Source organism: Polaromonas sp. Polasp52, assembly GCF_059491565.1.
This window is the reverse complement of the sequence record NZ_CP168513.1, coordinates 4,473,007-4,493,735: the sequence shown is the minus strand read 5'-3', so window position 1 is coordinate 4,493,735 and position 20,729 is coordinate 4,473,007. Positions and strand designations below refer to the sequence as shown.

Annotated in this window: 5 protein-coding genes; 1 reads left to right on the top strand and 4 read right to left on the bottom strand. The window is 64.2% G+C overall.

The genetic code is table 11. The annotated features are described in order from the left end of the window. The first annotated feature begins 234 nt into the window (after positions 1 to 234). Positions 235 to 783 carry a hypothetical protein gene (locus ACEN9P_RS21035; protein WP_495622230.1) on the top strand — a complete coding sequence of 183 codons (549 nt, stop codon included), beginning with the start codon at positions 235 to 237 and terminating at the stop codon, positions 781 to 783. Positions 784 to 1,431: 648 nt separating this feature from the next. Here the strand turns inward: ACEN9P_RS21035 and ACEN9P_RS21030 are convergent. The 4 genes from ACEN9P_RS21030 to ACEN9P_RS21015 form a co-directional block, all read right to left on the bottom strand. Next, a complete protein-coding gene (locus ACEN9P_RS21030) occupies positions 1,432 to 2,007 on the bottom strand; it encodes a toxin-activating lysine-acyltransferase (protein ID WP_477664723.1) in 576 nt (191 codons plus the stop codon). A gap of 879 nt (positions 2,008 to 2,886) precedes the next feature. Next, entirely contained in the window at positions 2,887 to 4,566 is a 1,680-nt protein-coding gene (locus ACEN9P_RS21025) for a ShlB/FhaC/HecB family hemolysin secretion/activation protein (protein ID WP_495620363.1), read from the bottom strand. Between the two features lie 250 nt (positions 4,567 to 4,816). Beyond that, positions 4,817 to 7,453: a two-partner secretion domain-containing protein gene (locus tag ACEN9P_RS21020; RefSeq protein WP_495620362.1), complete on the bottom strand. Its 2,637-nt coding sequence runs from the start codon at positions 7,451 to 7,453 to the stop codon at positions 4,817 to 4,819. Positions 7,454 to 8,308: 855 nt separating this feature from the next. Continuing rightward, positions 8,309 to 20,284 (bottom strand): YDG domain-containing protein, encoded by an 11,976-nt coding sequence (locus ACEN9P_RS21015; protein WP_495620361.1) that lies wholly within the window; start codon positions 20,282 to 20,284, stop codon positions 8,309 to 8,311. Between the last annotated feature and the right edge of the window lie 445 nt (positions 20,285 to 20,729).

Genomic DNA, 20,729 nt, shown 5'->3' with positions numbered 1-20,729 from the left:
GATGACGTGCGCCAACCAGATATTGGAGCCAACCATGACGGTCATGGCGGTGGCCTGGGTCAGCATTTCCGCGGCGACTATGCCTTTTTCCTGGGAGCTATAGGCATCGTTCCCCAGGTTGGGCGAAATAGCCAGCAAGCTGAATAGCGCGTTGGGAACTCCAAACGCGGTTCCGGCGATCGCGAATCCTTTGTTGACCTTGTTCAGTCCCTCGTATTTTTCTTTGACCAGCCCTTGGGTGAGTTTGTATTTGGAGAGAAGACCTTTCTCCTTGTCCTGATCCCGGAGCATGTTTTGGCTCTTCAAGCCAGCGCCCAGGGCGGCGATAGCTTTGGGTCCGTTGGTGAAGATACTGGCCACGGCCGAGATCAGCAGCAGGGACCCTACAGCCTGGTCAACGGCTCTTTTGTTGTCGCCGTGCTCACCCTTATATTCCGGATGATCCCCCAACGCATGGTCAATCATCATCGATGCCATGGCCGTCGCGAGCATCCCATTCAAGACAAAGCCGGTGAAGGTGGCAACGCTGAGGAAGCTGCGGTTCATCTTGGTTTTTTCGATATGCTTCTCGACAGCAAGATGGATCTCTTCGGCCTCTTTCAGGTAACTCTTGACCTCTGCTCTAAACTTAGTGGCATGTTCCTCCGCGGCTTGAAAGTTTTGACGTACATGCTCTGGGACGTCCGGATTGAGGACCGTCGGTCTGCGCCCTTGCTGCCACGGGCGACCCGGATAGTTGCCATTGACCCAGTAGTGTTGGTCTACCTCGTTGCGGGTTATTGACAATCCGTCATCGGCAAGGTTCAACGCTTCTTTCTGTTTTGCAACTCCCGCTGCAAATTCCGGAAGGGCCTTGGGGGACATGATTTCCCGGTATCGCAAGCCATCCGCAAGCAGCAGCGCGCCTTCGAGGACGGCATTGATGCTTGCCCGGGTCGTTGCGAGTATGCCCAGGTCTGTCAGATAGTCGTTTTCGCCCGCAAAACCCGAGTACATCCCAGGCCGGTTCGCGGCCCACCCAATGCTGGAGAACGCCGTCAAGGTCCAGAAGTGCTGAAACAGCAGGCTGGTTTGCATTTCGAATAGATATTTCAAACCCTCGCGCAAGCTCGTCGGCACCAGGGGCTCCAAGGGACCAATAAACCCGGGTGGCCTTTCTACAGTCCTGTCCAGGCGCGCCCTGAACCTGTCAAGGCCTATCACTGAATAAGTCCGGACCCACACATTCGCCACGCGATCCACCATGCTGTAGGTCCCGTAGGGATTGCTCCCCTCCATCAACTTCGCGAAAATTTCAAGAGCAGTGTGCTCGCCAAGTTGCGGCAAGCGGCCGCTGCGAAGAAGCTCTGTCAGTTCGGCATTGGTCAGTGGCATGGCGGCCTCCGGATGGGGATGACGGGTTTCAAATGGATGACGGGTTTCAAGGCCTGCTCAGGCCGCCGTTTTGTCGGGATGCAGCGCCTCCGCGCCCGGTTTTTTTGCCTGCAGCTTTCGCGCTTTATCAAAATGCGCGAGGAAGTCCTGAAAATGCCGCGCCAGGATTTGCCGCGCGGCCTGGGGCTCGATGTGCCGGCCGCGGAACTCCATGACGCGTCCGCTGCGGCTGCCCCGCTTGACGCGTAGGGCGCGCGCCACCGAGGTCGGGAATTTTTCTTCCAGCCGCTTTTTCATGTCCCAGGAGTCGGCCTTGCCGAAAGGCGCGACCCAGTCGACGAACCACAGGTGGTCGCCACCATTCCAGTCGGCCAGGGGGATATTGCCGGCGTCCAGCATGTAGGCGGCCTCGGCGCGGCTGCTCAAGTGGGCCCAGCTGCAATAGGCTACGGGCATGCCGCCGCGCTCGAGCAGCAGGTACTGGCCCAGCTCGATGGGCGGCAGGGCGAAGCGGCTGAGCAGGTCCACCGTCCAGTCGCGGTGCAGGGGGGAGTTCATCCAGAGCCAGGCCAGCTTGCCGAGGATGGCAAATTTGTCAGCGGCGGGCGCGGGGAAGGTGTGGGGCGTGCTCATGGCCGGCCTCCTTCAGGAAGATGGGCGGGCGGCAGAGGCGCCGTGCCATGCATGGAGGGGAAAGCACCGGCCCCCAGAGAAGAGAGGTATTAACAAAGTACTCATGCCGGTCTCCTTGCTGCCTGGTCAATACCCATCTCATTCTTAAGTTGTACAAATCCTTAATTGAGACGCCTTTTCCATTACTCAAAAGCCATGGTTCTATTTGTTATTAGCTTTTAAGTTCTACTCATATGAACCAAGAATAGGCAGGCGAGGAAAAATCAGGGGGCCACTTTGTGTTTTGGCGGACAAAGTGGTAACGATTTTTTGTGAATTTTTCACAAAACTGACTTAAAGGGATGGCACCCCGGCAGCGCTGAACGGAGCTGCGCGCCCGGCGCCATCCGCGGGCGCTCGGGTCATTGTTTCCAGGGGTAAATCAGGGGCCATAACTGTATGTTCATACAGTACGATGAAGGCTCTTGGAGAACAACAAAACTGCCCTGCACCCGGGGCCAAGGACAGACAGACATGCAGCTTTCCCACCCACCCCAGCCCCGGGCCGCCACGCCGCCGGCCCGCCCGCAAACAGGCCGCGCGCTCGCGGCGCCTTGGCCTTTTTATGTGCAGGCGCCGCGGCCGCCCTGTTTTGATATGGAGCTCAATGCGCGGCGTGTGCTGGAGACTTCCGCGCGCTACTTTTCAGCGCCGCCGCCAGCCCTCACCCCTGGCCTGTCCCAGAGGGAAAGGGAGTGAAGTCAGGGAGTTTGGTTTCTGCTCCTTCCCCCGCTGGGGGAAGGTTGGGATGGGGGCTGGCGATGCTTGATGCTTGGCCGTGCGTGATTGGAACGCCGCTGGCCCCCACCCTACCCTCCCCCAGCGGGGGAGGGAACTAAATCAGAAAGCGACCGAGGCCTGCATCCACAGCGTAGGCCGCTTGGCCGCCGATGCGGGGATCGACGTAGGCAAACCGCCGTCGGTGCGCCAGGCCAGTGACGAGCGCAGTTGCACCGGGCCCAGGGCGGCATTCACGCCCACACCCACACCGGCCAGGTTGCGGCTGTTGGAGGCCGGCGCGCCGAAGGGATTGCGGTTGATGGTGACCTTGCCCACGTCGTAGAAGAGCGTGGCCTGCACATTGGGCATGACGTTGTGACGCAGTTCCACCGTGGCGCGGTAGCCTTCGTCGCCGCTGGCCTCGCCCTGCGGATAGGCGCGCACACCATTGATGCCGCCCAGCGAGAATTTTTCCGACGAGTCCAGGTTTTTGCTGGCGGTCTGGCCGGCCACCGAGAGCGCCAGAAAGGTGCTGTCGGTAAAGCGCTGCAGGCGATTGGCGCCGTAGCTGAAACGTGTGTAGCTGCCGTTGGACTGGGCCGAGGCCGCGTCTATGGCCAGGGCAGTGGGCGAGTTGATGCTCAGGTTGCCGAAGGCGATGCTGAGGTCCAGGCTGGTGATGCCGCCGCCGCCCAGCGCGTCCTGCAGGCTGCCCGACAGGCCCAGGCTGGTGACGCGGACTTTTTTGGGCGTGAAGGTGGCGGTGCCGTCCACATAGTCCTTCAGGCTCTTGTCTTCGTACGAGGCCGTGCCGCTGAGGTTTTTGAACTGGCTGCGGATAAAGGGGTAGCTCGCGAACACGCTGCTGCTGGTGGCCGTGCCGTGGGCCTGCAGGGCTTCAAATTCCTTGCCGAGCTTGTAGTGGATGTCGGAATAGGCCGCGCCCACCTTGAGGCCGTCGCTGCCCACGGGCAGCTGGTAGGCCAGGCGCGCAAAACTGAGGCCCGAACCGGCGGTCAGCACATTGGCCGTGAGCTGGTCGCCTATCCTGAGCGGGCTCACCAGGTTGAAGGTGCCGGCCAGGCGGAACTCGCCGGTGTAGCGGCTGCCATAGTTGTCGGCCACCACGCTGCCGCTGTAGGGCTGGGCCGGGTTGACTTCAATCAGCAGCTCGGAGGTGCCCACGCTGGCGCCGGGCTGCAAGGTGGCGCGCGAGGTGCTCACGCCGGGCGTGTCCTGCAGCAGCAGCAGGCCGCGGTCTATCTGGTCGCTCTTGATGACGTCGCCATCCTTGACCTGGCCCAGGTAGGCCTGGGCGCGCTCATCGCTGAGCAGCGACTGGTTGTTGATCTTGTGGCTGGAGATGCGGCCTTCGATGACGCGGATGGTGACGGCGCCGTCGGTGATGTCCTGCGCGGGCAGAAACGCCCGGGCCACGGCAAAACCCTTGCTGCGGTAGTAGGCGGTGATGCGGCGCGCGGCGGCATTGAGCTGGCTCAGCGACTGTTCGGCGCCGACCAGGCCGGCCACCAGGGGCTGCAGCTCCGCCGTGGGGATTTCCTGGTTGCCGGTGATGGCGATGGACTTGACCAGCACCTTGGCCTGGCCCTGCTGGCTCAGGTCGGGCGATTCCTCGATGCGCTGCAGCGGCGCCGCCTGCTGCGGCGGCAGGCCCGGCGCCTGGCGCAGGTCGCGCAGCACCTGGCCGGCATCGGGTGGCGTCTGGGCCCAGGCGCCGCCATGCGTTGCCAGCAGGACCGCCGAAGCCAGGGTGGAAAGAGGCAAGGAATTGAATTTCATCTTTGTCATTTCGATTGAACGCTCACGCGGCTTCACACGGCAACGGCCGCCACCCCAGGGCCGCCAGCCATGTCCTCCCGGCATCCCACGATTTTCTGTATTCCCGAACCGCGCCGCCATACTGCAAATGCAGCAGATGCGCCGCTCCCGCACTGTCGCAGAGCGCGGCCGGCCTGTATGTCCCTATTTTTAGCGACATAGACGACAACGCCCAGGGCTTTGACGTGGAAAGCGCACTGGCGCAGGCGCATCAGGAGCCTCGAGGCCTTGCACCACGGCAAGCCCCTTGCAGCACGGCCAGGGCCTGTTGGCCGGCCTCGTCGCCCGCCTCCACCCCGGCGGCGGACAAGGCATCGGCCATGGCACAGGGGTCCCGGCCGGCCTGGGCATTTGCCGGGCGGCCCACGCCGGCCAGGTAAACCATGGCGCTGCGGTAGGCCTCGTCCATCACGAAGACAGGCCCCGGCTCCGCGGGCCGGATGATCAGCCTGCCGCCCGTGATGTCAAACCCTTGCTGGCCGGACCAGGGGCTGTAGATGCCGAGGTTGACGCCGCTGGCGGCCGCGACGCCCGGCGCGCCAACGCCCGACTGCCGCGCGCCGTTAAAGACCACGCTGGTATCGGGCAGCGTGAGCGGCTGCAAAAAGCTGCGCAGCAGCGGGCCGGTCTGGCCTTCGTAAATGCGCCAGGTGGCCGTGGTGCCGCCCTGCGTGGCGATGTCCCAGCCGCTGAAGGTGGCGGCCTGCAGCATCTGGCCGCTGGCCCTGCCCGTGCCGCCCGCGCTGCCGGTCTGGCCCGAGCTGTCGATGTCCCAATAGCTGTCGCGGGTCACCGCGGTGCCGAACTCCTCGCCCACCAGCCCGCCCACCATGCCGGTGGCGCTGACGCGACCGGTGCTGTAGGCGCGTGTGATGGTGCCGTCCAGCGAGCTGCCCACCAGCCCGCCGACCCTGTCATTGCCCGTCACGGCGCCGCCGGCGTAGGCGTCGGTGATGCCGCCGTCGCTGAGTTCGCCCACCAGGCCGCCGACATAGTCGCTGCCCCGCACCGTTGCCGTGCTGTAGACATTGCGGAAGGTGGTGCAGCAGCCCTGCCCCGCGATGGCACCCACAAAGTCACCGCCGGTGATGCTGCCGCCCACCAGCCCCAGGTTCTGGATGCTGGTGCTTTGTGTGAGGCCAAAGAGGCCGACAAAGTTGTCGCCAGGGCGGTTGATGAACAGGTTGCTGATCCTGTGGTTCAGGCCGTCAAAACGCCCCTCGAAAATGCCGGGCGCGCCCACGCCGCCCAAGGTGTCAAAGCCCGCGCCGGCGTTCCAGTTCACCGTGGCACTCGCGTCGATGTCGGCGCCCAGCACATAGTTGCCCGTGGGGTTGCCGTTGATGCCTTGCAGGTCGGTGCCGGTGGTACTGCCGGCCGCGCCCAGGCTGGTGATGACTTTGTACGGCACGGTCACGCCATCGCTGCCCAGCCGGGTGCTGAAGTTGTCTCCGGCCCGCAGGTTGACCGTGGCGCGCACGTTGTAAGTCGCCGTGTTGCCCGCGTTGGGCGCGCCCAGCCCGTACTCCAGCGCCAGCTTGCCGTTGGCGTGCTGCGAGGTGATGGAGGCATTGATGTTGATGTTGCGCCAGGCACTCAGGGTCAGCGTGGTGCCGGCGTTCCAGGTTACGGCGGCGTTGACATGGATGTCGCCGGCCTCGCTGCCGCCCGCATTGTTGGTTGCCAGCGCAACGTTGCCCAGGTTGAGGTTGTTGCCCAGCGTCGTCGCGCCTATGCCGCTGCCGGTCAGGCCGCCGCTGCCCGCCGCGATGCTGAAGTCTGTCGGGTCAATCAGCCAGGTGCCGTGCGTGCCGCTTGCGGCCAGCGTGGTGATGACGGCGCCGTCGGCTACCTTCACGTGGGCCGCGCTGGTTTCGACAAAGCCGCCGCTGCCCCCCGTAGGTGCCGATGCATCCAGCGTCCCGCCCACATTGACCGTGCCGCTCTCCATATCGCCCATCAGCAAAATGCGGCCGGCCTTGTTCTGTATCGTCCTGGCTTCAATCACGCCGGTGTTGTTGACCGTGGCGGTCGTCAGGCTGTCCATGGCCCTGGCCGACAGCAGCACCTGGCCGCCATTGGCCTGGATCAGCTGTTTGTTCTCAGCCAGTGCATTGATGGCGCCCTGGTCAATGCTGTAACCCAGCAGGCTGCCGTTGTCGAGCTTGAGCGTGACCTTGTTGCCGGCCGCCAGCAATGCTGTGCCCAGCGAGGCCGTCATCACGCCTTCGTTGCGCACTTCAGGCGCCAGCAGCGCCAGGTAACCGCCCTGCCCCGCGTTCAAGTTTCCCTTGTTGACAACCGAGCCGCCCGAACCCGTGAAGACATGCCTGCCCGCCATAAAGTCGGCATTGCCCATGCCGAGCGTCGAAGCCACCAGGCCGCCGACGTTGACCTGGCTGCCCGCGCCAAACAGCACACCGTTGGGGTTCAGGATAAACACCTGGCCGTTGGCCGTCAGGCTGCCGAGCAGCTCACTCGGGCTGCTGCCGATGATGCGGTTCAGGACGATGGCCGAGGCATTTGGCTGGTTAAAGACCAGCGCCTCGTTAGCGCGGGTTGACAGGCGGGTCCAGTCGATCGCCAGGCGCTGGCTGGCTTGGTTGATCGTCGTGGTGTTGCCCAGCGTGGCGACACTGCCCGTGCCCGCGGCAACACTGGCATTGGCCGCATCGGCGCCCCTGGCCTGCTGCGCAAGGCAAGCCAGGGCAAGCGCCAGGCCGGCCATCGCCAGGGAAGCGGCGGCCTTGCCCCGGCCCCTGGCGTTCTCCGCCACGGCAACGCAGCTGCTGGAAACCGGGTTCCAGACCAGGCGATAGATGCGGTTGATGCTGGCGTGGCTTTTCATGATTCCTCCTTGCCTGCCAGCGATGGTATGCCTCTTGGTGCTGCTCGCCCAGAGGGGGAACATTACAAATGAAATTGAGCCGGGTCTTGCTCCGGCGGGCGCGCCTCCCCTCCTCCCCCTCCTTCTCTTGTTCTCTTTTTATCTCTCTCTGCTGAGGCTTGCTGGCCGGGTCTCGCCCCGGCGGGCGAGGCACTTTTGGCGAAACCCGCAAAGCGGGTTTTCTTTGTTCGCCAAAGGCGCGCTGCGCGCGCGGGGTTTGCTCACTTCGCGCAGCGAAGTTACGCAAACACCAAAAGTACCCAAAAGAAAGGCGACCCGCAGTCTGGGTCCCCTACGCTTCGCTACGGGGCAACCTGCGGTGCTCGAGCCAAGCGGGGTCCGGCTAAACTCGCTTCGCTCAGACAACGCCGGCCCTGATCCGCTTGTCTCTGCGCTCCTCGGCCCAGCCAGGACGGGGCAATCGGGAACGGGGACAGAAGACAAAAACACAAAGAAGACAAATACAAACAAGGACACGCCACGGCGTGTCCTTGTTTCTTAGGTATTTGGCTGTTTGGTATTCCGGTCCCACCCCCTTGTGGATGCGCCGAGGAGCGGAGGTCCAGACGGATCAGGGCAAAAACTTGTTTGAGCCGAAGGCGAGTTGTTTTTGACCCCGACTGGACCGAGCACCGCAGGTTGCCCCGTAGCGAAGCGAAGGGGACGCAGGAACCAGGGTCGCCTTTTCTTTTGCTTACTTTTCTTTTGGCGAAGCAAAAGAAAAGTGAGTAGCCGCCGGGCTACCCCCGGCCAGCAGACCTAAGAAGAGGAAGGAGGAGGAGGAAGAGCGCGCCCAGCCGGAGCAAGACCCGGCCTTCACTCCTCGCCGGTCCTGCCGGCTTCAGCAGCAGCCGCCGCCAACGCATCGGCAGCGGCGTCGCCACCGCCGAAACCACCGCCACCAAAACCACCAGCGCCACCGCCAAAGCCGCCACCCGACGAGCCGCCAAGGCCGGCAACGGCTTGCAAGGCCGCGTCATAGGAACTGACCAGCGCCGCATTCCCCAGCGCCGCGGTGCTGGCATTGGAGGTCGTGATGCTGAGCGCGCCATCCACAAAGCCCAGCGCATAGTTGCCCGAGATCGAGCTCAACCCGCCTGGCGTGATCACATAGTTGCCCGCGGCCACGGCCCCCTGCGAGGAGCCGCCATAGGCCAGCGCACCACCGATGTCAGCCGAGGTGTCGCCCGCCACAAAGCCGTTGTAGCTCACGCCGTTGCCGCCTCGGTAAGCCGAGCCGTCATACAGCTTGGTGTCGCCGTTGGCCGTCACCGTCAGCGCCTTGGGCGTGATGCTGGCCGTGGTGCTTGTGCTGGTGTTCAGCAGGTTGTAGTTGCCGGCATCGGCGCCTGAAGTGCTGATACCGTTCACGCCGACGGCCTTGCCTGTGCCGGCATTCTTGTCGGCGAAGGTGGCGGTTCCCGTGATGCCGACCACATCGCCGGCCACGCGGTTGTCGCCATAAGTGACCGCGGCCACCGTGCTGCCGTCATACACCTTGTTCACGCCCGTGGCCGTCACCGTCAGGTCGGCCTTGTTGATGGTGCTGGTCGTGTTATTGCTGTATGTGACGCTGTAATTGCCATTGTTGGTGCCGTCACCCACAGTGACACCCGAAGTGGTCACCGTCTTGTTGCCGGTACCGGCGTTCTTGTCGATAAAGGCAAAGCTGCCGCCGGTCAGGCTGTCGCCGCTGAACAGCGTACCCGCCGTGACGGTAGCCGCCCCTGCCGCCGACAGGTTGCCGTCATAGGTCTTGGTGACGTTGCTGCTGCCCACCGTCAGGCTGGCCTGGGTGATGCTGGCCTGCTGCGTGCCGCCCGTGAAGGTGTAGTTGCTGGCCAGGCCGCTGCCATCCACCAGGTTCAGGCCGGTGACCGTCAGCGCCTTGTTGGTGCCCACATTCTTGTCGGCCATGGTGGCCGTGCCCGTGATGCCCAGGGTTTCGCTGCCCACCAGCGGGCCGATATTCAGCACGCCGGCCGCCACGTTGGCCGTGCCGTCATAGCTGCGCGTGCCCGAAACACTCACCGCAAAGGGATTGATGGTGCTGGTGGTGTTGTCGGCGTAGCTGACGTTGTAGTTGCCGTTGTTCACGCCATCGCCCACCGTCACGCCCGAAGCCATCACCGTCTTGTTGCCGTTGCCGGCGTTCTTGTCGGTAAAGGCGAAGCTGCCACCCGTCAGGCTGTCGCCACTGAACAGCGTGCCGCCGGTCACGGTCGCGCTGCCCGCTGCCGTCGTGTTGCCGTCATAGGTCTTGGTGACGTTGCTGCTGGACACCGTCAGGTTGGCCTGGTTGATGGTGCTGGTCGTGTTGTTGGCATAGCTGACGTTGTAGTTGGCGTTGTTCACGCCGTCACCCACTGTCACGCCGCTGGTCGTCACCGTCTTGTTGCCCGTGCCGGCGTTCTTGTCGGTGAAGGCAAAGGTACCGCCCGTGGCGTTATCGCCGGCGAACACCGTGCCGGCCGTCACCACCACCGTGCCCGCTGCGCCGGTCGTGCCGTCATAGGTCTTGGTGACGTCGGAGGTCGACAAGGTCACGTTGGCCTTGTTGATGGTGCTGCTCGTGTTGTCGACATAGGCGATGTTGTAGTTGCCCGTGACATCGACGTTGCCGCTGTCCTTGATGGTCAGGCCGCTGGCTTGCACCGTCTTGTTGCCGCTGCCCGCGTTCTTGTCGGTAAAGACCTGCGTGGCGGCGGTGTTGACCACTTCGCCCGCACCGGCGCCCGCCAGCACACCGACCGAGCCCGTTCCCGTGGCGCTCAAGGTGCCGTCATAGGTCTTGGTCACCGCATTGGCCGTCACCGTGAGGTTGGCCTTGTTGATGGTGCTCGTGGTGTTGTCGGCGTAGCTGACGTTGTAGTTGTTGCCGCCATTGCCGTCGTTGACCGCCACCCCGCTGGTCGTCACGGTCTTGTTGCCCGCACCGGCGTTCTTGTCGGTAAAGGCGAAGCTGCCGCCCGAGATGCTGTCGCCGCTGAACACGGTGCCGCTGGCTACCGCTGCGGTGCCGGAAGCGGCCAGAGTGCCGTCATAGGTCTTGGTGACGTCGCTGGTCGTCAGCGTCAGGTTGGCCTTGTTGATGGTGCTGGTCGTGTTGTTGGCGTAGCTGACGTTGTAGTTGGCGTTGTTCACGCCGTCACCCACCGTGACACCCGAGGTCGTCACCGTCTTGTTGCCCGTGCCGGCATTCTTGTCGGTGAAGGCGAAGCTGCCGCCGGTGGCGCTATCACCTGCGAACACCGTGCCGGCCGTTACCACCACCGCACCTGCCGCGCCGGTCGTGCCGTCATAGGTCTTGGTGACGTCGGAGGTCGACAAAGTCAGGTTGGCCTTGTTGATGGTGCTGCTCGTGTTGTCGACATAGGCGATGTTGTAGTTGCCCGTCACGTCGGCATTGCCGCTGTCCTTGATGGTCACGCCGCTGGCGCGCACCGTCTTGTTGCCAGCACCAGCGTTCTTGTCCAGGAAGGCCTGGCTGCCGGCGGCATCGACCACCTCACCCGCGCCAGCCCCGGCCAGCGCGGCCACCGTGCCTGTACCCGTGGCGCTGGTGGTGCCGTCATAGGTCTTGGTCACCACATTGGCCGTCACCGTCAGGTTCGCCTTGTTGATGGTGCTGGTCGTGTTGTCGACATAGGCGATGTTGTAGTTGCCCGTGACGTCCACGTTGCCGCTGTCCTTGATCGTCACGCCGCTGGCGCGCACCGTCTTGTTGCTGGTACCAGCGTTCTTGTCCAGGAAAGCCTGGCTACCAGCGGCATTCACAACCTCACCCGCTCCGGCACCTGCCAGGGTAGCGACAGTACCGGTACCCGTGGCGCTCAGCGTGCCGTCATAGGTCCTGGTCACCGCATTGGCCGTCACCGTCAGGTTGGCCTTGTTGATGGTGCTGGTGGTGTTGTCGGCATAGCTGACGTTGTAGTTGGCATTGTTCACGCCATCGCCTACCGTCACGCCCGTCGTGGTCACCGTCTTGTTGCCGCTGCCGGCATTCTTGTCGGTAAAGGCAAAGGTTCCGCCCGTGGCGCTATCGCCGGCGAACACCGTACCGGCCGTCACTACAACTGCACCCGTCGCGCTGGTCGTGCCGTCGTAGGTCTTGGTGACGTCGCTGGTGGACAGCGTCACATTGGCCTTGTTGATGGTGCTGGTGGTGTTGTCGGCATAGCTGACGTTGTAGTTGGCGTTGTTTACGCCGTCACCCACCGTCACGCCGCTGGTCGTCACCGTCTTGTTGCCGGCACCCGCATTCTTGTCGGTAAAGGCAAAGGTTCCGCCCGTGGCGCTGTCGCCTGCGAACACCGTGCCGGCCGTTACCACCACCGCGCCTGTGGCGCCTGTCGTACCGTCGTAGGTCCTGGTGACGTTGCTGGTGGACAGCGTCAGGTTGGCCCTGTTGATGGTGCTGGTCGTGTTGTCTGCATAGCTGACGTTGTAGTTGGCGTTGTTTACGCCATCGCCCACCGTCACGCCCGTCGTGGTCACCGTCTTGTTGCCGCTGCCGGCATTCTTGTCGGTAAAGGCAAAGGTTCCGCCGGTGGTGCTGTCGCCGGCGAACACCGTGCCTGCCGTTACCACCACCGTGCCTGTCGCGCCGGTGGTACCGTCGTAGGTCCTGGTGACGTTGCTGGTGGACAGTGTCAAGTTGGCCCTGTTGATGGTGCTGGTCGTGTTGTCGGCATAGCTGACGTTGTAGTTGGCGTTGTTTACGCCATCGCCTACCGTCACGCCCGTCGTGGTCACCGTCTTGTTGCCGCTGCCGGCATTCTTATCGGTAAAGGCAAAGGTTCCGCCCGTGGCGCTATCGCCGGCGAACACCGTGCCGGCCGTCACCACCACCGCGCCTGTCGCGCCAGTCGTGCCGTCGTAGGTCTTGGTGACGTTGCTGGTGGACAGCGTCAGGTTGGCCTTGTTGATGGTGCTGGTGGTGTTGTCGGCATAGCTGACGTTGTAGTTGGCGTTGTTCACGCCATCGCCCACCGTCACGCCTGTTGTCGTCACCGTCTTGTTGCCGGTACCCGCATTCTTGTCGGTAAAGGCAAAGGTTCCGCCCGTGGCGCTATCACCTGCGAACACCGTGCCGGCCGTTACCACCACCGCGCCTGTGGCGCTGGTCGTGCCGTCATAAGTCTTGGTGACGTCGCTGGTGGACAGCGTCAGGTTGGCCTTGTTGATCGTGCTGGTGGTGTTGTCGGCATAGCTGACGTTGTAGTTGGCGTTGTTTACGCCATCGCCCACCGTCACGCCTGTTGTCGTCACCGTCTTGTTGCCGGTACCCGCATTCTTGTCGGTAAAGGCAAAGGTTCCGCCCGTGGCACTGTCACCTGCGAACACCGTGCCGGCCGTTACCACCACCGCGCCTGTGGCGCTGGTCGTGCCGTCATAAGTCTTGGTGACGTCGCTGGTGGACAGCGTCAGGTTGGCCTTGTTGATCGTGCTGGTGGTGTTGTCGGCATAGCTGACGTTGTAGTTGGCGTTGTTCACGCCATCGCCTACCGTTACGCCTGTTGTCGTCACCGTCTTGTTGCCGCTGCCGGCATTCTTATCGGTAAAGGCAAACGTTCCGCCCGTGGCACTGTCGCCGGCGAACACCGTACCGGCCGTCACCACAACTGCACCCGTCGCGCTGGTCGTGCCGTCGTAGGTCTTGGTGACGTTGCTGGTGGACAGCGTCAGGTTGGCCTTGTTGATGGTGCTGGTCGTGTTGTCGGCATAGCTGACGTTGTAGTTGTTGCCGCCATTGCCGTCATTGACCGTCACGCCGGCCGTTGTCACCGTCTTGTTGCCCGTGCCCGCATTCTTGTCGGCAAAGGCAAAGCTGCCGCCGCTGGCGGTGTCGCCGCCCAGCAGTGCCGTGCCCGCCGCGGCCACCGCCGTGCCGGCGGCTGAGAGCGTGCCGTCGTAGGTCTTGGTCACATTGCTGCTGCTCAGCGTCAGGTCGGCTTTGGCGATGCTCAGCCCGCCGCCGATGATGTCGTAACCCTGCTGGTTCGAGTAATAGCCCGTGCGGTAGCTGCCCGCATTGCGCCCGCTGGCGTTGCTGCCCGACACGCCAACGACGGCGATGACGGGGCCCGTCTGCGTGCCGCCGTTGTAGGTCAAGCTGGTGTCGCCCAGGTTCAGCGCAGTCAGGAAGCTGCGCAGCAGCGGGCCGGTGTTGCCTTCATAGATGCGCCAGATGGTTCCGTCGCCGCCTACGTTGCTGGCGTTCCAGCCGGCGTTGATAAAGGTCTGGGCCTTCATCATGTCCGCCGTGAGTATGCCCGTGCCGCCGCCCGCGGTGGTGGCCTGGCCAGTGGTCTGGGTGTCCCAGAAACTGCCGGTCACCGTGCCGCTGTTGTCCAAGCCCACCAAGCCGCCTGCGCTGGAGGTTCCCGCCACAGCGCCGGTGGCATAGCTGTTGGTGATGGTGCCGCTGTTGGTGCCCACAAGGCCACCCGTCGTATTGTCGCTGCTGGTGCTCACAGCGCCACTGGCATAGCTGTTGGCGATGGTGCCGCCGTTGTTGTTGGATCCCACCAGCCCGCCGGCATTGGCATTGGTACCGACCACGGTGCCGGTGGCGTAGCTGCCGCTCACGGTTCCGTTGTTGACTCCCGCCAAGCCCCCCACATCATTCCCGGCGGTCACACTGCCGCTTGCATAGCTGTTGCTGATGGTTCCATTGTTCGCGCCGACCAACCCGCCCACGATCTGCATGCCGTTCACGGTCGCCGAACTATGACTGTTGGTGATCGTCCCAATGACGCTGCCCACCAACGCGCCTACAGAGCCGTTGCCGGTGACGCTGCCGCCCGTCAGCCCCAGGTTGGAGACCGTCCCGCCATTCAGGTAACTGACTAAACCAACGTTGCTGTCGCCAGGCCTGTTGATGACCAGTTGGTCGACCACATGGCCGCCGCCGTCCAGGCTGCCGGTAAATAGCGTACCGGCGGCTATCGGCTTGAAGCCCGCACTCGCATTCCAGTTCACGGTGCCGCTGGCATCAATGTTGTTGGCCAGCTTGAAGTTCTTGTCCAGCATGCCGTCGGAGCCCGCGCCCTGCAGGCCGTAGATGTCGGCAATCCGGTAGGCCGTGTTGGTGCTCAGGCCGTCACCACCCAGCGCGCGCACAAAGGTTCCGCCGCTGATGCGGAAGTCACCTGCGGAGAATGTGGGCAAGGTGCCAACCTGGCTGAAAGTGCCGCCCTTGAGTTCAAACACACCGCTGACGTTGATGGCCGCCGGCGCATTGATGCTGCCCTGGGCATTGAGCGCCAGGCCCGCGGCGCCGATGGCGCTGCCCAGGCTGATGTCGCCCGCCGTGGCGGTCAGGCTGATGTTGTCGTTGGTGGAGGCAAAGGCATTGCCCACCGTGATGCCCGAGGTGGAGTTGGACGTTAGGCTGACGTTTTGCGCGGAGCCGCTGTCGGTGCTGATGCTGTAGTTGGCGGTGTCCAGCGCATTGTCGGTGGCCACGGCGATGTCGCCGCTGGCACCCGTGGTGGTAAAGCTCTGCAAGCCGGTGGTGTTGGCGCCCAGCGCGATGCCGTCCCGCGACGAGGCGGTCAGCGTCGTGGCCGTGATGTTGTTGGTGCCGCCGTTGGCATCGGTGATCGCACCGGCCGAAGCGGTCAGCGTCACGTCTGAACCGGAAACAGTCTTCACATCCAGGCTGCCGGCCGTGGCCGTCAGGTCCACCGTGCCGGTGGTGGCGACATTTTCGATGCCGCCACCGTTGGCCAAAGTCACGGCGATAGGCCCTGTAGTGCTGGTGGCGGTCAGTGCCGCCGCATCGGCTCCGAGGCTGATGCCGGTGGCCGCGGTGGCCGTCAGCGCGCCAGCCGTCACCTGGCCCGTGCCGCTGATGCTGCCGCTGCCGGCGGTGAGCTGCACCGCGCGTGTAGGGTTGCTGACGGTGTTGTTGAGTGCCAGGTCAGTCGTTCCGCTGAGGGCCAGCGTGCCATCGGCCACGGAAACAGGTGCCGTCACCGTCAGCGCGCCGCCCGTGGTGCCGACGGCGACATTGCCGGTGCCCGTGGTCGACACACCGTTGATCGCGCCGCCGGGAACGGTGCCACCGCCAAACGTCACCTGGTCGATTACCAGCGCATTGTTGTTGCTGATGCCAATGTTGCTGCCGGCCACGGCCGAGAGCGCATTGACACTGGTATTGAGCGCGTTGTCACCGCCCGCGCCGTCACCGATGTAGCCGCCGGCGCGGACCGCCAGGTTGTTGGCGGTCAACGCCGTGGAGGTACCGGCCTGCTGGACGTTCGCGCCGGCAGAAACGTAAATGTCGCCGGTCGTGGTCTGGGCGCTTGCGTTGTTCGAGAAGATGACGTCACGCCCGGCTTCAAGCCGGATATTGCCGTTGACGGCCGACAGCGTGCCGCTGGTGTTGATGGTCAGGTCGTTTCCGCCACCCGCGCTCAGGCTGATGTTGCCGGCGCCGTTGCGGCCCAGGCCGTTCACCGTGAGCGAGCCATTGCTGGTGGCAATGTCGATGTCGCCCGTCGTGAACAGGTTCTGCACCTGGGTGCCGGCCAAAGACACGTTGCCGCCGCCGTAGATAACGCGCGTGTTGCCCTGGCGTGTGGCCGTGAAGACGCCGCTGATCGCATTGCGCGCCGTTCCCGTCACCGGGATGATGCCCAGGCGCTGGCTCAGGTCGCCCGCCCCCGTGCCGGCGCCTATGCCGCGGTTGGCCGACACGGCCACCGAGGAGCCGTTGAACCAGCTGCCGGGCACCTGCTGCACATAGCCGTCCGCGGCGGTCACGACCACCGCCTTGCTGGCGCCTGCGGTGCCGCCGGCCAGGGCGGTTCCGCCCGTCGCGTCAATGCCGCCAATCGAGACATTGTGGTTGGCGTTGCCGGCAATCACGGTCACGCTGCCGCCCGCGCCGCCGTTGTTGGCCACGGCGGCGCCGCCCAGGGCATTACCACCCTTGGCATTGGCGTTACCGGCCAGGCTGACGCTGCCGTTACTGGCATTCAGGGTGATATTGCCCGCGGCGCCTATGGAGCAAGTGGCGCCGTTGCTGCAACCGGCATTTTCGACATAACTGGAAACATTGCCGCTGCCGGTGATGTCGGAATTGGCGCCCGTGGTGGTGATGCTGACAGTGCCGCCGGTGCCCGACACAATGGTCGCGCTGCCGTAGTTGGTGTTGACCCGGTTGAGCGAGCCCGCGCCGCCGTGCGCGTCAAGGTTGCCGAACTGGATGGTGGCGCCCGCGCCCACCGTGCCCAGCGTGACGTTGCCGGCATTGCCGCCGTTGCTGCCGGGCTGGGAGTTGGCGACGTACTTGCCGCCCCAGGTGCCTATGGTCCCCGTGGTGATGGAAGCCGCGCCCGTGCCGGCCGTTGTCACCAGGACGGTGCCGCCGCTGCCGCCATTGCCGATGTATCCCGCCTGGCCGCCCTGGGCGGAGAGATTGCCCACACTGATGCTGCCGGCGCCGCTGTTGCCCGTGTTCCTCAGCGTGATGTTGCCGCCGTTGCCGCCCGTGCCGAACATCCAGGCAAAGTTGGTGCCGCCACCGCTGCCATTGCCGCCATTGGCCAGCACATTGCCCGAGATGGCGATGCCGGCGCCGGCGGTGGCCGTGGTCACGCTCACATTGCCGCCCTTGCCACCGGAAGTGGCATTGTTGCTGGCCGTGGTGCTGCCCGCATTTCCGCTGGTGCCTTGCGCGGCGAGGTCGCCAGTCACGGTGATCGAGCCGCCATTGGCACCACTGGTGCTGAGCTGGATGTTGCCGGCGTCCGAGCCGTTGGTGTCCATGCTGCTGGCCGCGCCCGAAGTCCTGATGGCGGCGCCTCCGCTGCCCGTGGCCGTCAGGGTACGGCCCGCACTGATGGCCACGTTCGCACCCACGGTGGACACCGTCAGCGCGTTTTGCGCATAGTGGTCGTCGGCTGCCAGCGTGATGGTGTTGGCGCTGCCGCCGATGGTGCTCACGGCCTGGTTGAGTGTCAGGTTGTCCGTCGCCCCGCCCGTATCGACGGTAGCCAGCGAGATCGCACCGCCCGTGCTGCTCACGCCGGCGATGGCGCCGCCCGGAACCGTCGAACCCGCGAAAGTGGCGGTGTCAACCGTCAGCGCGCCGGTGTTGCTCACCGAGATCGCGCCCGGCGCCACGGCAGAGAGCTTGTTCACCTGGGTATTGAGCTTGTCCGCAGCGCCGCTGTTGCCGACGTAGCCGCTGGAGCGTATCGCCAGGTTGTTGGCCGTGACGGCAACGCCGGTGCCGCCCTGCCGGATGTTCCGCCCGGCCAGATAGACGTCGCCCGTGGTGGTGACAGCGCCTGTACCGTTGAAGGTGATGTCGCGGCCGGTGAGCTGCACATTGCCGCCATTGGCGCTGACGGTTGCGCCGTTGGCGATGGTGATGTCGCCCGCGGCGGCGTCGGTCGCACTCAGAGCCAGCGTGCCACTGCCGACCGATGAGGCGCCCAGCGTGAGCGAGCCGCTGCCGGCGTTGATGGCGACATTGTTCGCGCCAAGGTTGCTGACGCTGACCGCGCCGGTGAAACTGTTGGCGCCGGTCAGGCTGACCTGGCCCGCGCCGGCGTTGACGCTGGTCGCACCGCCTACCACCAGGGCACCGGCGGTTTGCTGGATGGCCGCATTGCTCGCGGCGAGCGCCAGGTTGCCGGTCGCCGTGAGGTCCTGGTTGATGTTCAGGCCGTTGGTCGCGCTCAGACTGAGGTCTTTGGCGCTCAGGGCGCCGCCCATGGCAATGGAGCCGCCCGACAAAGTCAGGTTGCCCGTTCCGGCATTAAAGGCACCCAGCGTCAGAGTGCCGCCGTTGGCCGCCATGTTGACGTTCTGGTTGACGCCCGTCAGGGTCAGGGCGTTGAAGTCAAGGTTGCCGCTCACGCTGACGCTCACGTCATGGGCGGCGGTGATGAGCGGGTTGCCGACGGCCGAGTCGCTGCTGAAATCGATCTGCCCGCCGCCGCCCGTTCCCTGCGAAGTCAGGTTGAGCGTGCCTATGGCGCCGCTGGAGGCGTTCACGCGTATTCGGCCGTTGCCCGTGTTGCCCGCTGACGCAGTGAAGTTGCCGTTGCCCAAGACCATGACGTTGGCGGCGGAGTTGGGGTCGCTTCCCCGGATGTTCGTGCCCGCGTACAGGTCGAAGGAGCTGGCTCGCCAGTCCACGCCGCTATTCACGATCAGTTCACCCGTGGTGGCTTTCAGCTTCAAACTGCCTGCATTGATCTGCCCCAGGTCGCCGATGCTGCCGCCGGCCGTCATGTCTATCGCGCCGGTGTTCGTGTTCAGGGTTCCGCCGCCGGTGATGTCGCCGCCGGCGTTGGCCGTCAGCGCCAGGGCGCCGGAGGAGGAAGTGACATTGGCGTTAAAACCGATATTGCCCGCGGCGGTCATTGTCAAACCAGCCGCGCCTCCAGCGCTTTTCCCGATAGCCTGGTTGATATTGATGTCGCGCTCAGCGGTCAAGGTGAAGGTGTTGCTGTCCGTCCGGTTGATGGCCTGGTTGACATGGATGTCGCCGTTGCCGCCGGCCGTGCCCATGGTGGCGGTGGCGATTTCAAAATTGCCGCCGGTCAGGGCGGCCTGGACGGCCGTGGCAGACATGTCGCCCGTGGCGGAGATGGTGAAGTCGTTCGGGTCTATCAGCCATTTTCCGGTGCGGCCGCCACTGCCTTCAGCGGCCAGCGTAGTGATCCTGGCGCTGTCGGCCACCTTGACATGCGCGGCAGACGTTTCAACAAACCCGCCGTCGCCGCCATTGGGAGCGCTCGCATCCAGCGTGCCGCCCACATGGACCGTTCCGGCCTCCATGTCGCCCATCAGCAAAATGCGGCCGGCCTTGTTCTGAATCGTTTTGGCTTCAATGACGCCGGTGTTGTTCACTGTGGCCGTGGTCAGGCTGTCCATGGCCTTGGCCGAGAGCAGCACCTGCCCACCGTCGGCCTTGATGAGCTGCCTGTTCTCGGCCAGCGCATTGACTGCACCCTGGTCGATGCTGTAGCCCAGCAGGCTGCCGTTGTCGATATTGAGCGTGACCTTGTTGCCGGCCGCCAGCAGGGCCGTGCCCAGCGTCGCGCCTATCACGCCCTCGTTGCGCACCTCGGGCGCCAACAAGGCGATATAGCCGCCGTTGGCCGCCGTCAGCGTGCCCTGGTTCACCACGGAACCGCTCGCGCCGTTGTTGCTGAACACATGGTTGCCGGCCATAAAGTCGGCATTGCTCATGGACAGCGTCGAAGCCACCAGCCCGCCGACGTTGACCTGCGAGCCCGCGCCAAATAGCACGCCGTTGGGGTTCAGGATAAACACCTGGCCGTTGGCCGTGAGGCTGCCCAGCAATTCACTCGGGCTGCTGCCGGTGATGCGATTCAGCGCAATGGCCGCCGCATTCGGCTGGTTAAATCGCAGCGCCTCATTGGCCGCGGTGGACAGCGAGGTCCAGTCAATCGCCAGCCGCTGGCTGGCCTGATTGATCGTGGTGGTGTTACCCAGCGTGGAGACACTGCCGCTACCAGCCGACACACTGGCATTGGCCGCATCGGCCGCATGCGCTTCATGCGTGAGCACCGCCAGCGAAGCCAGCAGTACCAATGCCGCCCGGCAGGCGGTATTGAGCCTGAAGCCCGCGCCGCCGCCATCACTTCCTGCTTGCGCCTCTACGTCATCCCACTGCACGCTGCCGCGCGCCGAACCGCCCTTGCTGCGCCCCTTGGCGTTTTCCGCCACAGCCACCCACAAGCTCAGGGCGGCGTTCCAGACAAGACGGTAGATGCGGTTCATGCTGGCGTGGCTTTTCATGATGAGGACTTCCGAAAAAATAGGACCAAGGCGACTACTGGCCAGGCGCGCGCGAGGCGCACGCCTGTGACAAAACGTGCAAATCGTAAAAGTCCACTCCCCGCCTGTATGTCCCTAGTTATGGGGACACCGCGGCCGCGCCCATGTGAAAATTTCCCTTTCGGGCCGCGCACTTTCATTACCTCTTCAACTCTTCACCGGATGGCGGGAGGCATGGACTCTGATCACATGCGGGCGATTCTGTGTAACAAGCTTGTTGGCGGCAATACTGCCGATGCAGTAGTGGTGGGTTGATGGGTGGAGATAGTGGGGAGAGTGCTATGGCTTGTCCCCAAAACTGGGGACAGACAGCAACGCCAGCCCGGCATACCATGCCTGCGACCCGGAGGGTGTACGCGCATGATTGTTGGCATGGTGCTTGCACGGTGCTGTGTATGCTGTGTGG